This window comes from Metabacillus sp. SLBN-84, assembly GCF_053629595.1.
In genome coordinates this window covers 2,931,660-2,946,196 of sequence record NZ_JBRJIP010000001.1, presented here as the reverse complement: position 1 = coordinate 2,946,196, position 14,537 = coordinate 2,931,660, and the positions used below count along the sequence as shown (strand labels likewise).

Annotated in this window: 11 protein-coding genes; 10 read left to right on the top strand and 1 reads right to left on the bottom strand. The window is 44.4% G+C overall.

Features of this window, described 5'->3' with window-relative positions; translation table 11 throughout:
• The first annotated feature begins 3 nt into the window (after window positions 1-3).
• Genes RKD52_RS15020 through RKD52_RS15005 form a run of 4 tightly spaced genes read left to right on the top strand, consistent with a single transcriptional unit; the run spans window position 4 to window position 3,816 of the window.
• Entirely contained in the window at window positions 4-1,107 is a 1,104-nt protein-coding gene (locus RKD52_RS15020) for a dipeptide epimerase (protein WP_454101242.1), read from the top strand.
• Window positions 1,104-2,024: a C40 family peptidase gene (locus tag RKD52_RS15015; protein WP_454100315.1), complete on the top strand. Its 921-nt coding sequence runs from the start codon at window positions 1,104-1,106 to the stop codon at window positions 2,022-2,024. Before RKD52_RS15020 ends, RKD52_RS15015 begins: the two co-directional genes overlap by 4 nt.
• Entirely contained in the window at window positions 2,021-3,034 is a 1,014-nt protein-coding gene (locus RKD52_RS15010; RefSeq protein ID WP_454101241.1) for an ABC transporter ATP-binding protein, read from the top strand. The genes RKD52_RS15015 and RKD52_RS15010 overlap by 4 nt, the downstream gene beginning before the upstream one ends.
• Window positions 3,031-3,816, top strand: coding sequence for a serine hydrolase (locus RKD52_RS15005; RefSeq protein ID WP_454100314.1), 786 nt, complete (start codon window positions 3,031-3,033; stop codon window positions 3,814-3,816). Before RKD52_RS15010 ends, RKD52_RS15005 begins: the two co-directional genes overlap by 4 nt.
• A gap of 520 nt (window positions 3,817-4,336) precedes the next feature.
• Here the strand turns inward: RKD52_RS15005 and RKD52_RS15000 are convergent.
• Window positions 4,337-5,575 (bottom strand): ATP-binding protein, encoded by a 1,239-nt coding sequence (locus RKD52_RS15000; protein WP_454100313.1) that lies wholly within the window; start codon window positions 5,573-5,575, stop codon window positions 4,337-4,339.
• A 178-nt stretch (window positions 5,576-5,753) separates the two neighbouring features.
• On the opposite strand from RKD52_RS15000, the gene RKD52_RS14995 reads away from it, so the two are divergent.
• The 6 genes from RKD52_RS14995 (at window position 5,754) to RKD52_RS14970 (ending at window position 14,437) form a co-directional block, all read left to right on the top strand.
• Window positions 5,754-6,617: a dimethylarginine dimethylaminohydrolase family protein gene (locus tag RKD52_RS14995; RefSeq protein ID WP_454101240.1), complete on the top strand. Its 864-nt coding sequence runs from the start codon at window positions 5,754-5,756 to the stop codon at window positions 6,615-6,617.
• A 134-nt stretch (window positions 6,618-6,751) separates the two neighbouring features.
• Window positions 6,752-7,210 (top strand): RDD family protein, encoded by a 459-nt coding sequence (locus RKD52_RS14990; RefSeq protein WP_454100312.1) that lies wholly within the window; start codon window positions 6,752-6,754, stop codon window positions 7,208-7,210.
• 113 nt (window positions 7,211-7,323) lie between these two features.
• Entirely contained in the window at window positions 7,324-8,238 is a 915-nt protein-coding gene (locus tag RKD52_RS14985; RefSeq protein ID WP_454100311.1) for a LacI family DNA-binding transcriptional regulator, read from the top strand.
• A 57-nt stretch (window positions 8,239-8,295) separates the two neighbouring features.
• On the top strand, window positions 8,296-10,056 hold the full coding sequence (locus RKD52_RS14980) for a glycoside hydrolase family 13 protein (RefSeq protein ID WP_454100310.1): 1,761 nt from the start codon (window positions 8,296-8,298) through the stop codon (window positions 10,054-10,056).
• A 127-nt stretch (window positions 10,057-10,183) separates the two neighbouring features.
• The gene (locus RKD52_RS14975) at window positions 10,184-11,206 is read left to right on the top strand and encodes a M42 family metallopeptidase (RefSeq protein WP_454101239.1); all 1,023 of its coding nucleotides are present in this window, start codon (window positions 10,184-10,186) and stop codon (window positions 11,204-11,206) included.
• 153 nt (window positions 11,207-11,359) lie between these two features.
• On the top strand, window positions 11,360-14,437 hold the full coding sequence (locus RKD52_RS14970) for a cell wall-binding repeat-containing protein (protein ID WP_454100309.1): 3,078 nt from the start codon (window positions 11,360-11,362) through the stop codon (window positions 14,435-14,437).
• The last annotated feature ends 100 nt before the right edge of the window (window positions 14,438-14,537 follow it).

The following is a 14,537-nucleotide window of genomic DNA, read 5'->3' as shown; positions in this document are numbered from 1 at the left end:
ATGATGAAAATTGAAAGAATCGAAACATTCAAAGCCGCGGTGCCTCTCATCAAACCTTTTAAAACGGCCCTCAGAACGGTTGTCACTGCTGAAACCGTCCTTGTGAAAGTGACTTGTTCAGAAGGCATAACCGGGTGGGGGGAAGCACCCCCTACACATGTCATCACAGGTGACAGTACAAGCAGTATTGAAGGCGCCATCCATCACGTTCTCAAACCATTTTTAATCGGAAAAGATCTAGTAAACTATGAAGATGTTTTCCAGGGAATTCAAACGGTTCTTGCAGGGAATTCCAGTGCAAAAGCAGCAGTTGATATCGCTCTTTATGACTGTCTTGCAAAATACAGCAGGCTCCCTCTTTATCAATATCTCGGCGGATACAGGCAGGAGCTTGAAACCGATTTTACAGTAAGTGTGAATGATGTGAAGGAAATGGGAGAGGATGCCGTTTCGTACGTCCAAAAGGGCTTTAACGTCCTGAAAATTAAAGTGGGTCTTGGAGACAGCAGTCTCGACATTGCAAGAGTGCAGGAAATACGCAGCAGGGTCGGCCAGGATATTAAAGTCCGCCTTGATGCCAACCAGGGATGGAAGCCGAAAGAAGCTGTGAAGGTTATTCAGAAAATGGAGGATTTGGGTCTTGATATCGAACTTGTGGAGCAGCCGGTTAAGGCACATGATATCGAAGGTCTTAAGCAAGTAACAGATGCCGTGGAAACACCGATTATGGCGGATGAAAGCGTGTTTACTCCAAAACAGGCATTTGACGTGCTGAAAACGAGAAGTGCCGACATGATCAACATCAAGCTTATGAAAGCAGGCGGAATCTATCAGGCGTCAATGATCAGCCGGCTTGCAGAAATATGCGGGGTAGAATGCATGACCGGAAGCATGATCGAAACGAAAGTCGGCATAACCGCTGCTGCTCATTTTGCCGCAGCAAAGAAAAACATTACCCGATTTGATTTTGATGCGCCGCTGATGCTTGCTAAAGAAATCGTAGAAGGCGGCATCAAATATGACGGCAGGCATATCACTTTTTCAAAAGGAAATGGCCTTGGCATTACGGATGTATGGATAAATGACGGGGAGGCGCTCTCAATATGACAGTAAAAAAAGGAAGAGTAACAGTTGCAGCAGCAACTATCTGGACGGATAAGCACTCACCGAGGGAACTGGATGAAAAAGCCGTATCAAATCCGGCCGATCTTGATGGCTGGCTGAAGGGGCTAACGCATGAAACAAGACTTGCGCTATGTGATGAAAACCGGATTCAGACGCAGGCCCTTTTTGGAGAAGAGGTTCTGATTCTTGCAGAAGAAGATGGCTACGCGCACGTCATCGTGCCGAGCCAGGCTTCCTCAAAAGATGACCGTGGATATCCGGGCTGGATGCCGATCGCCCAAATTGCCGTAGGGAAAGAGGAGAGCACTGGACCAATCGCCGTTGTGCAAAGCAATAAGACGATGCTGTTCTCTAAAGAAAAATCCCCTTTATTCGAGCTGAGCTTTCAGACGATTTTGCCGGTTGAAAAGGAAGACACTGAATGGATCAGAGTGAATACGCCTCTTGGCAGCTGTCTTTTAAAAGCAGAAGATGTATCCATTTCCGGTTCCTTTGAGGAGATCCCCAAAGGAGACGGTACAGACATTGTAAAAGATGGCGAGCGATTTATCGGCCTTCCATATCTCTGGGGGGGAATGAGCAGTTTTGGCTTTGACTGTTCAGGTTTCAGCTATACGATGTGCAAAGCAAACGGGTATATCATTCCCCGCGATGCCCATGATCAGGCAGCATCAGGAGAGAAGGTTGAACTCAATCAGCTTGAGCCCGGGGATTTGCTGTTTTTTGCCTATGAAGAAGGAAAAGGCAGCCTGCATCATGTCGGAATCTATTATGGAGATGGAAAACTTCTGCACTCTCCTAACACAGGAAAAACAATTGAGATACTTGAAATGGCAGGAACGATTTACGAGAAAGAACTATGTGCAGCCAGACGCTACTTTCAGAAGACGGAGGGATAACAGTGGAGAATTTGCTTGAAGTGCGCAATCTGAAAAAACATTTTCATCTTGGCAAAGGGGCAACGCTGAAAGCGGTAGACGGGATTACCTTTTCAGTGAAAAAAGGAGAAACATTCGGGATCGTAGGAGAATCAGGATGCGGCAAATCAACAGCCGGAAGAACCATTCTCGGACTTTACGATCAGACAGATGGAGAAGTGATTTTTAACGGAAAGAATATTCATCAGCTCAAAGGAAAAGAGAAGTTTTCCTTTTACCGCCAAATGCAAATGATTTTTCAGGATCCGTATGCATCACTGAATCCAAGGTCTACCGTTCTTGAGATTATTTCTGAACCGATGGAAGTTCACGGGATGTACGGCAGCAAAAAAGGGCGGACAGAAAAAGTGCATCAGCTCCTCGAGGATGTCGGCCTGAACCGGGATCATGCCAACCGCTATCCGCACGAATTCAGCGGAGGACAAAGACAGCGGATCGGAATTGCGAGAGCCCTCGCCCTTGATCCCCAGCTGATTATTGCGGACGAGCCGATTTCAGCACTTGATGTTTCCGTCCAGGCCCAAGTTGTCAATTTGATGAAACGTCTGCAAAAGGAAAAAGGTCTGACTTATGTATTCATTGCGCATGATTTGTCCATGGTGAAACAAATCAGCGACCGTATCGGCGTCATGTATCTTGGGCAGATGGTCGAGCTTACGGAAAGCAGCAGCCTTTATAAAAAGCCGCTTCACCCATACACTCAGGCACTCCTGACAGCCATCCCGATTCCGGATCCTGATGTTGAAGATAAGCGGGAGCGGATTATTCTTCAGGGAGAACTGCCGAGTCCAATGAATCCTCCAAGCGGATGTGTCTTCAGAACACGTTGCGCCTATGCAATGGAGGCATGTGCTGTCAAAAAACCGGAGTTTCAGGAAGTGGAAGAAAATCACTACGTTGCCTGCCATTTATATGATGCCGGCATAGTCGGCAGCCGCGGCTCAGAGCAGATTGCAGCTGCAAAAAAATGAACGATTTTCTAAAGAATGCAGTTGACATATTATCGAATTGTCCTGGAAGGGCCGGTGCATGTTTCTCGTGGAACGGTGAATGGCTCGAAGCCGGCAGCGGGGATGTTTTCTCATCTGCAAGCTTAATCAAGCTGCCGATTCTGCTTACAGCATTCAGGCAGGCTGAAAAGGGAAGTCTGGATTTAAATGAAAAGGTGATATTGGGTGATATTGAAAGAACTGGCGGAGCGGGTGTCCTTCAGGTTTTATCTGAGAATGCCGTCTTATCTGTACAGGATCTTTTGGCGCTGATGATCACGGTTTCTGACAACGCCGCAACCAATTGGGTGATTGAAAAAATCGGGATGCCTAAAATCAATGAGACCATTGAGGGGCTTGGTCTTGTCAACACGAAGCTTAATCGGAAAATGATGGACCTTGATGCCATCGGGTCGGGAATCGATAATTTCACATCACCGGCAGATATGGTGAGATGCCTTCAGGCCATTAACGATGGTGACTTTGTCTCTGATGACAGCAGACAGAAGATGCTTGATATCCTGCAAAAACAGCAGTTTACTGATAAACTTCCTTACAGCATGGATAAAGAACTGCTGTACGCAGGGAACAAAACAGGAGAACTTCACGGAATTGAGCACGACTGCGCGATCATAAAGTACAGAGATTCATGCGTGTATGCTGCTGTAATGATCGATCAGCTTGAACAGAAAGAATGGGGAAGAAAAGCAATCAGTGAAATAGGGAAGCTGATTTATAAGAGGCTGCTGGATGGGAAAAGCTGAAGAGTGAGGATTGGAACCATCAAGCGGTTGGGAATCTGATTTGATGGAACTTATCGGTGAGATTGGAACCATGAAGCGGTAGGAATTCTTACTTGATGTCACTTATGTCTGAGTTCGGAACCATGAAGCGGTAGGAATTCTTACTTGATGTCACTTATGTCTGAGTTCAGAACCATCAAGCGGAGGGAATTCTGATTTGAAGGCACTTATCGCGGAGATCGGAACCATCAAGCGGAGGGAAATCAGTTTTGATGTCCCTTATCGGTGAGATAGGAACCATCAAGCGCACGGAAATCTGTTTTGATGTCCCTTATCGCGGAGTTCAGAACCATCAAGCGGTAGGAACTCTGATTTGATGTCACTTATGTCTGAGTTCAGAACCATCAAGCGGTAGGAATTCTGATTTGATGGCACTTATCACAGAGTTCACAACCATCAATAGAAGGAAAAACTGATTTGATGGCACATAAACAACCGGCAGCTGTTACCAAGCTGCCGGTTGTTTCGTTATAAAGAGTATTTACTCCGTCACCACAGGAAATTCCATATAGAAAACCGTTCCGTTTTCATCACTTTCTGCTGACATTGTCCCCTTGTGATTCTCAATGATTTTTTTTGAAACGGACAGTCCAAGGCCTGTGCCGCTGTCTTTTGTAGAGAAAAAAGGATCAAAAATATGGCGGATCGCAGACGGGATGATGCCGCTGCCGTTATCCTTGAAAGCAACCTGAAGACGGTCGCCGGTCACAGCTGCAGTTAGCTGTATGATGAGCGGCTCTTTCTTTTTTGCCTGAAATGAGTTTTGAAACAGGTTGAGAAAAACTTGAAGCAGTTCATCTTTATTTCCGAGAACTGCCGCTTCTCTTGCCTGTGAATCAATGACAATTTCAACTTCAACCCCATATAATAGAGCTTCACTTTTCAAGATTCTTCCGAGGTGAATTTCCAGAAAGTCGGCTATTTTAAAGGTTTCAGACCTGATCTCCACAGGCTTTGCGATACTTAGAAAATCGGTAATGATCTTATTGGCGCGGTCGATTTCAGGAATAAGCACAGACTGAAACAGCGCTTTAGTATCCGGGTCAGCAGATTCCTTCAGCACCTGCAAAAATCCCCGCACTGTTGTAAGGGGGTTGCGGATTTCATGGGCTATGCCGGCTGCAATCCTTCCTGCGATTGCCTGCTTTTCTGCTTCTTTAATGGCATTTAAAAAGTAAAAGGTACCTATGACGCGCATGATCGATCCATCTGCGTCCCTAAGAATGCGCGTGTTCAGGATGCCGTAATTTTTATCAAGCACTTCCCGGTCAACAAACTCAATGCCTGTTCGGGCGGTTTCCAGGGTCAACAGCTGCTCATCAGGGATCTGGACGAGCTCGCGCAAATGTTTTCCTACGATTGTATCTCTGTCAACGCCATGATCTCTGGCTGCCTGAAGATTGCATAATGTAATGATGCCCGATTCGTCGATGAAGACGATATGATGGGCAACAAGGTCAAAAATATCGGATAAGAATTTTTCTGTCTGTAAAAAAGAACCGGTTTCAGATGCAGATAAGAAGATGCGCTGTTCTGTGTAAGCCTGCTTATCTTCATATGTAAGCGTCCGGATTTCGGGAGGGCTGTGCTTTTTGGTCTTGCTGACTGAAAGCTCATGCTCCGTATTCACATATGTAAAGGCAGCGGGCCATTCGGCAAGAAGTTCCCGTAACATCTGATTTTCTTTTTTCAGAGCTTCCATTTCGTTTTCTGGTTTCATGTACCTTCCTCATTAGGAAAAAATTAGTTTAACCTATAAGACTATATAACATATTGGGTTGGTTGACAATTCCTAACAGTAGAGTTTGCGAAAATAGGCGTAAGATTTTATAACAAGGTAGTTTAATATTTTGCAGGAATAGGGAATAATCTCATAAAAGCATACTTTTTATGGGGGAATTCATTTGACAGCCATCAGAAAACCGGAAGAAACATTAGCTTGCTTCAGTGAATATGATTCTTTAAAGAGGGTGCTTGTTTGTGAACCTCATTATATGCGCATTACTGAAGTCATTAACGAAACGCAAAGGCACTATGCCAATGAAAATATCAATAAGAAGCTTGCAGCAGAGCAGCACCGCCAATTTGTACGTGCTTTAACTGAAAACGGAGCAGAAGTGATAAAGCTTCAGCCTGATGAGCGGTATCCAGAGCAGGTTTTTACAAGAGATATAGGCTTTACGATCGGAAAGACGGTCTTTGTTTCCGAAATGGGCCAGGATATTAGAAAAGGTGAGGAGACTGTGCTCAGAGAATGGCTGGATGTTCAGGGCTATCCAATGGTTTGCCTTAATGACCACCGGATTGAAGGCGGTGATGTGATCATTGACTGCACAACCATTTTCGCAGGCGTAAGCGGCAGAACGTGCATGAGTGCCATCGAAAAACTCCAGGCGGAAGCGCCGGCGTTTCAAGTGATACCAGTGCCTTTTAAAGAAAAATATCTCCATCTCGACTGCGTGTTTAATGTCCTTTCTGAAAATGAGGCACTCGTTTACAAACCAGCTTTTGAAGAAAATGAACTCAACATGCTTAAGGAAAGATATACGCTGATTGAAATAAATGAATCTGAACAATTTACAATGGGAACAAATGTCCTTTCCATCGGAAACAGAACGGTTATCAGTCTTCCAGTCAACAAGGAAGTAAACAGCAGGCTGAGGGAAAAGGGATTTAATGTCATCGAAGTGGACATCTCCGAAATTATAAAATCGGGCGGCTCGTTCAGATGCTGTACGATGCCCATCTTAAGAACGGTATGATTGAAACAGCTGCTTCTGGCAGCTGTTTTTTTATGTTCTAAATGAATAGGTAAATAGTCTGTTTATTAAATGGGAAATAAGGGTAAAAGATTTCCAGATTCAAGAAAAATAAACGTGAAAGAGGATTGATGTTGATGAATGAACAAAGACCTGCAGGATTCTGGATTCGGTTTGCCGCCGCAACGATCGATGGGCTGATAACGAACGTCATTTTTTTCGTTCCCATCATTTTTTTAATGGTATCTGGAGAAACAGAAGGGGTCCTTCCAGCATTAGTAGGGTTTTTAACTCTTGTACTATTAATAGGAACAATCCTGTACTTTGGAATGATGCCGGCAACCTCCTTTCAGGGAACGCTTGGAAAAAAGATGCTGGGGCTGAAAGTCGTTAACGATTCCGGAGGGAAAATTTCCATGGGTCAATCGTGGATCAGATACCTCGGATACATAGTAAGCAGTATTTTTTATGTTGGCTACATCATGGCTGCTTTTACGGACAGAAAACGAGCCCTGCACGATATGATGGCAGATACATATGTGGTTAAAGCGGAACCGGATTTCCAGGCAGCTTCTGAAAAAAGACTTCAGGCATGATGGTCAAAAGCCGGCTGTACTCCAGCCGGTTTTTGTCAAAGGAAGATCAGCTGGACATTGACTAAATGATGCTTTATAATCAACTTAAACGATTAAGTGAAAATGGTGAAACAATGAAAAAAGCAACAATGAAAGATATTGCGGCAGAAGCAGGTGTGTCGGTTGCGACGGTCAGTTATGTACTGAACGGCGCGCAAAATCAGACCATTCCGTCAGAAACGAAGGAACGGGTGCTTGAAATTGCCAAAAAACTGAACTATGTCCCGAATCTTGCGGCGAGATCGCTCGTGAAACAAAAAACAGGTCTTGTTGGCATCCTTTTGAACAGGGGAGCTGATGAAAGGGTATGGAAACGGTCCCATCAGGCAGAATTTCTCTTTGAACTGGAAAAACTTCTGACTAAACAAGGGTATCATGTTCTGCTTTCAAGTATAGATGTTGAAAAGCCGAATCTTGAAATTATTGCGGAACGGAAACTTGACGGGGTTATTCTTGTTGATGTGAAGGAGGACTTCTTCTACAGCATCTCAACCACCGTTCCATCAGGGGTCCCGCTGGTCATAGTCGACAGCATCATTGATGATGATCTCTTTTATAAAGTCATCTTTGATTATCAGGCTGCATTCCAGGCTGCTAGAAAGAATTCGCCCGAGCCTGCTGTTTTAATTATGGAGGCTTATCACAATGCAGGAATCACGGAAAAAATGATGAAGGATTCGGGTTTTCACAAGGATGATATACACATTACTTCCAATGAACAAGACCTTCTAACTTTCCTGGACAAAAAAAAGGACCAACCTGCGGTCATTCTCAATGAATTCCTTGCTTCTTCAATAAGCAGGCACAGAAACATTGAAAAGGACACGGTCATATGCACATCCGGCTGTCCATCCATTCTGCCGGCAGGAGTGAACTGCGTCGAATTTAAAGAAACGAAGGCAGCCGCCGCGTTCAACGTTCTGTCTGATCTGATGAAAGACAACCGCGGTCTCCATCTGGAAAAATATACGTCTATTCAAGCAGAGTAAAATCTGCTCTTTTTCACCAAACTTAAACGTTTAAGTTATTATCAGGGGGAATCTACAATGTTAACTAAAGAAGCAGTCTATCACCGTCCAAAAAACAATTTTGCTTATGCTTACGATAAAGACACTTTGCATATCCGCTTGCAGGTTAAAAAAAATGAGGCAGAAATTGTGCGCCTGATATGGGGAGATCCATTTACATGGGACCAGGACAAAGACGGCGTGTGGAAATGGAAATCAGAAGAGCATGCTGAAATGACGCTGCTTGGAAAGACAGAACTGTTTGATATTTGGACAATTGCTTTAAAGCCTCCGCACAAACGGCTGAAATACGGATTTGAAATCATTGCCGGGGGAGAAAAGCTCATTTACACAGAGCAGGGTTTTATTGAAAAGAAACCTGAACATAACGGCGGATATTTTACCTTCCCTTATCTTAATGAAGAAGACATTTTCACTGCTCCTTCATGGGTGAAAGATACAGTCTGGTATCAAATTTTTCCTGAACGATTTGCAAATGGGGATGAAACGCTGAATCCTGCAGGAGCTTTGCCTTGGGGAAGCACGGAGCCGACTGCAAACAACACGTTTGGCGGGGATTTTGAAGGCGTCATTCAAAATATTGATTATCTCGTTAAACTCGGTGTAACGGGCATTTATTTTACACCTATTTTTAAAGCCTTTTCAAATCACAAATATGACACGATCGATTATATGGAGATTGATCCGCAGTTCGGAGATAAGGAAACCTTTAAGCGATTGGTTGACATCTGTCATGAAAATGGAATTAAAGTCATGCTTGATGCAGTTTTCAACCACTGCGGCTATGAATTCCCGCCTTTTCAGGATGTTGTTGTAAATGGAGAGCATTCGGAGTATAAAGACTGGTTCCACATTAACAGCTTTCCGCTGAAAAAAGATGGTAAGGTGGAGTATGAAACGTTCGGATTCTCTGAAAATATGCCAAAACTGAAAACAGGCAATCCAGAAGTAAGAGAATATCTCCTTGAAGTTGGACGGTACTGGGTGAAGGAATTTGGCATCGACGGCTGGAGACTTGATGTTGCAAATGAAGTGTCCCATGATTTCTGGAGGGAATTCCGAAAAGAGATCAAGGCCATTGATCCAGAGGTCTATATCCTTGGTGAAGTTTGGCACGACGCAATGCCGTGGCTTCAGGGAGATCAGTTTGATGCGGTCATGAACTATCCTTATACAAGTGTTGCGATTGAATATTTTGCTGAAGGGAAAGTAACGGCAAGTGAGTTCATCAACCGTACATCCGAAGCTTTGCTTATGTATCCTGAGCAAGTATCAGCAGTTGCCTTTAATCTCCTCGGCAGCCATGATACGCCACGCATCGCGACCGTCTGCGGAGAGAACACGGCAAAAGTGAAGCAGCTCTTTACGTTTCTTCTATCCTCCCCGGGAGCACCGTGCATCTACTACGGAGATGAAATCGGCCTGACGGGTGTAATGGATCCGGGCTGCAGAAAATGCATGGTCTGGGATGAAAAAGAGCAGGATACAGATCTGCTCAGCTTTATTACACAGCTGATTTCGCTGCGGAAAACGAATCCTGCATTCGGGAACAGAGGGCGGATTCAGTTTATGGAAGCTTCAGCAGAGGATGAGGTTGTTATGTATACAAAAACATACGAAGATCAAACCATATTGTTTGTTCTAAATGGAACAGACCGTGATGAAGCAGCACGTCTGCCTGAAAAAGCAGCTGGCGGACAATGTGTGCTGACAGGTGAAAAAGTGAATGGTTTATCCATTGAGCTAAAGCCGCACGGAATCGCAATGATTTCATACTGAACACAAATTTAGATGGCATAGAAAAACCGGTGTTCCGTGCGGAATATCGGTTTTTTCTATATAAAGGATAAAAGAACCTGCTATACTTGAAAAAAAGACAAAAGAGGTGTCTGCCGTGAAAGATACAATGCAGCTTATAAAAGAACTAGTCTCCATACCGAGTCCATCGGGAAATACAAATGAAGTCATTACATTTGTTGAAAACTATTTATCCTCCTGCGGCATAGAAACAAGACGCAACCGAAAAGGCGGCCTGATTGCAACAATTCCAGGCAAAGATCAGAGCCGCCACCGGATGCTGACCGCCCATGTGGATACACTTGGCGCCATGGTAAAAGAAATAAAAAGCAGCGGACGGCTGGCACTCGACCGGATTGGAGGGTTTACCTACAACTCCATAGAAGGCGAATACTGTAAAATAGAAACGTCTTCAGGAAAAACAATCACTGGAACAATCCTCATGCATCAAACGTCCGTGCACGTGTATCACGATGCAGGAAAAGCGGAGCGCAATCAGGCGAACATGGAAATCCGCCTCGACGAAAAGGTGAAAAATGCAGAGGATGTCAGAAAGCTTGGAATTGAAGCCGGAGATTTTGTTTCGTTTGAACCGCGTGTGGAAATCACGGACAGCGGCTACATAAAATCACGTCATTTAGATGATAAAGCAAGTGTTGCGCTTCTGCTGGAGCTTATGAAGAAAATTAAAGAAGAGGCAATCGAGCTTCCCTTTACCACGCATTTTCTTATTTCCAACAATGAAGAGATCGGATATGGAGGCAACTCGAACATCACGCCTGAAACGGCTGAATATCTGGCGGTTGATATGGGGGCGATGGGAGATGGGCAATCAACCGATGAATATACCGTTTCGATTTGTGTCAAAGACGGAAGCGGACCTTATCATTACGGACTGCGAAAGCATTTAACAAAGCTTGCTCAGGACAACGGGATAAACTATAAGCTCGACATTTATCCTTACTACAGTTCAGATGCATCGGCAGCCATCCGTGCTGGTCATGATATCATCCACGGATTGATTGGCCCGGGCATTGATTCATCACATGCTTATGAACGGACTCATATGGAGTCACTTGAGAACACGGCAAATCTGCTTTATCATTACATCCTATCGGAAATGGTTCTATAATCCTGCAAAGACCCGGATCTCATCCGGGTCTTTTGTCAATCCTTTTCACAATATTAAATCTACCTTAAAAAAGTAGAAAAGTTTTCCATATTAGAAGTTTCTGTGATTTAATAGATGTGTATTCGCAATGAATCTAGTAACGGAGGTAATTGAATGAAAAGAACCATCAGCAGCCTCATGGCTATGGCAATGATTTTTTCCCTGTTCTTCAGCCAGGCTCCTGCAGCATCAGCCGCAGCGGTTGTTCCTGAGGAAGAAGCTCTTCTTCAAATTGGAACACCTGTCGAAGGACTTTTTGAAGCAGATGAAACCGCAAAATGGTACATGATTGATCCATCAGCGGCAGAAGTAAAGGATTTTACACATCTCAGAGTGAAAATGCAATCAGAACTTGAAATGAATATCACCGTATATTCAAGCCTGGAGAATGCAGTGGACAACCTGGCATTTGACAGATATATGGGATACTCCTTTGCAGAAGAACCGGTTCAAATTGATTTTCCGGTCGCATGGTCTGGCCCTTTCTATGTGAAAGTGGAGCACTTTGTATCTGAAGAGGAATACATAGAAGGAGAAGAAGAGACGGAAGCACCTCAGGCATCTTTTACCCTTTCTTATGACGGAGTAACACTTCCTCCTTCAGAGTACATTAGTTCTGATGAGTGCCCGGCAGAGCTGAGCACAAAGGAAAGAGAAAACGGCAAATCCATTTTAAAGGATTTGAGAACAATCCGTGAGGGAGTTCTTGCCAAAAGCGAAAACGGAAAAGAACTTTCTTCCATGTATTATAAAGTTGCACCGTTCCTAAGCACAAAAATGGTATTCAGCAAAACGATCCGCGATCAAGTCTACCAGGATCTTGTTCAGCTCAAAGCTTTATTTGCGGATGTAGCTGAAAACGGAAGCAGCAGCACGTATAAAGTAACAAAAGAGGATCAGGATGCCATTAACCGTCTTTACACGACAGCCCTTGATTCTGTTCCTTCATTCCTTCAGGAATCCATGAAGAAAACAGGAAATGCCATCGGCATCAGCAATGTTAAAGACAAAACAGTATCTTCCATCCTGCAAAAAGGCGGCTACAGTGTCCCTTCAGCAGGCGGTACAGAAAACCGTGTCATCGTGAAACTGAAAGAAGGAAAAAAGCTCAGCAGCATTCAGTCAAAAACAAAGGCTTACGGCATTCAGTCAGCTGCACCGCTGAAAGCACAAAAGTCAGTTTTCCCAGATACGTATGTGATGGAAGTTGAAGGAAGCACAGGCTATAAAGCTTCTGCAAAAAGCGTTAAATCCGCAGTAAGCAACCTTTCGAATCTTCCTGAAGTAGAATACGCAGAACCGGTTCAGCAGTATCAGGCATTCACTGCCGATGCTCAATATCCTTACCAATGGTCCCTTAAAAATGAAGGACGCGACGGAGGCACTGAAGGAGCAGACATCAAGTTCGAACAGCTTCAGGAGCTTCTGAAAGGCAAAGACCTTAAAGAAACAGTCATCGCTGTTGCGGACTCGGGAGTGGATCATACTCTTGCAGACCTAAGCGGAAAAGTACTGACAGAAAAAGGCTACAATTTCATATCTAAAAACACGGATGCCATGGATGACAACGGACATGGAACACATGTATCCGGAATTATCGCAGCTGAAAACGATAACCATTACTCAATGGCCGGCATCAATCAGCACACAAAAATTCTTCCAGTAAAAGTCCTTGATTCAGCTGGCAGCGGTGACACCGAAGGAATCGCTTTTGGCATCAGGTATGCAGTTGACCAGGGAGCACAGGTGATTAACCTGAGTCTTGGCGGAAGCTACAGCCGCGTTATTGAAAGTGCGTTAAAATATGCACATGACAAAGGAGTAACAGTAGTTGCAGCCAGCGGAAATGAAGCGATGGAAGAGTTATCCTATCCAGCTTCATCAAAATATGTTATTTCTGTCGGCGGAACAAACAGAATTGATCTAGTTTCAGACTACTCTAACTATGGAAAAGGTCTTGACCTTGTCGCACCGGGTACAGACATTCCGAGTTTAATGCCTGACGGAAACGTTACAAACATGACTGGTACGTCTATGGCAACACCGCATGTTGCAGCGGTTGCAGGTCTGCTTCTTTCACATAAGCAGGATCTGACGCCTGCTGAGATTGAAAAAATTCTGACGAAGACCGCTCAGGATATCGCTTTTGATGAGCAGGATAATCCGTGGGAAAACTATGAAGAATACCCAGATGAAGAAGAGATTCCATATGAGGAAGAAGAAGTGATTCCAGGCTATGACAGAGTATCCGGCTGGGGCCGTCTTGATGCTCCTGCAGCAATCAACGGAATCGGAAAGAACTTTACTGAATGGACGCGCATTTCGGGTGAAAACCGCTTTGAAACAGCGGTAAAGCTTTCTGAAGAAGGCTTTGAAACGGCAGAGACTGCCGTTATCGCAACTGGCCGCAACTTCCCGGATGCGTTAAGTGCTACGCCTCTGGCGTATAAAAACGACGCACCGCTTCTTTTGACTGATACAAATCAGCTTCCAGTCATCGTGCAGGATGAATTAATAAGACTGGAAACTGAAACGGTTATTCTTGTTGGAGGAAAAACAGCTATTTCTGCAAATGTAGAAAAACAGCTGAAAGAGCTTGGAGTAAAGAACATCAAACGCATCAGCGGCGCTGACAGATATGCAACTTCTGTCAAGATTGCAGAAGAGCTAGAGGAGCCTTTCTTCGCAGCAGTTGCAACAGGAGAAAGCTTTGCAGATGCCCTTTCTATTGCACCTGTAGCCGCATCTTTGGAAATGCCGATCCTTCTTACTAAGAAGAACAGTGTGCCGTCAGTTGTCAGAAACTTTGTCGATGAGAGCGGAATTGAACTTTCTTACATTATCGGCGGAACAGGCGTGATTTCTGACAAAACGGCAAAATCATTCCCTGAGCCTGACAGAATCGGCGGTTCTGACAGATACGTGACGAACAGCAGGATTATCTCTTACTTCAGTGACACGCTGAATATGACTGCACCGTATATTGCTACAGGCATGAACTACCCGGATGCCCTTGCAGGATCTGCCCTTGCAGCCAAGAACGGAAGTCCTGTGATTCTTACAAGCCCGTCCGGAGCTAAGCAAACGACGAAAGATACACTGGCTGATTATGCTGATACAGCTTCAATGTATTACATCATCGGCGGAGAAACAGCTTTACCGGAAGATTCTATTCTTTCATTATTTGAATAAGAGGTTAAGAATCAGGCCCTGGCACTTGCCGGGGCTTTATTTATGTCAAAAAAAGTCGAAAAAAATCAGCTGGAATAATAGATAATACCTATTACATTCA

Coding starts and splice junctions, on each gene's coding strand:
- RKD52_RS15020 (WP_454101242.1), top strand. CDS start 4: ATGAAAATTGAAAGAATCGAAACATTCAAAGCCGCGGTGCCTCTCATC.
- RKD52_RS15015 (WP_454100315.1), top strand. CDS start 1,104: ATGACAGTAAAAAAAGGAAGAGTAACAGTTGCAGCAGCAACTATCTGG.
- RKD52_RS15005 (WP_454100314.1), top strand. CDS start 3,031: ATGAACGATTTTCTAAAGAATGCAGTTGACATATTATCGAATTGTCCT.
- RKD52_RS15000 (WP_454100313.1), bottom strand. CDS start 5,575: ATGAAACCAGAAAACGAAATGGAAGCTCTGAAAAAAGAAAATCAGATG.
- RKD52_RS14990 (WP_454100312.1), top strand. CDS start 6,752: ATGAATGAACAAAGACCTGCAGGATTCTGGATTCGGTTTGCCGCCGCA.
- RKD52_RS14985 (WP_454100311.1), top strand. CDS start 7,324: ATGAAAAAAGCAACAATGAAAGATATTGCGGCAGAAGCAGGTGTGTCG.
- RKD52_RS14980 (WP_454100310.1), top strand. CDS start 8,296: ATGTTAACTAAAGAAGCAGTCTATCACCGTCCAAAAAACAATTTTGCT.
- RKD52_RS14975 (WP_454101239.1), top strand. CDS start 10,184: ATGCAGCTTATAAAAGAACTAGTCTCCATACCGAGTCCATCGGGAAAT.
- RKD52_RS14970 (WP_454100309.1), top strand. CDS start 11,360: ATGAAAAGAACCATCAGCAGCCTCATGGCTATGGCAATGATTTTTTCC.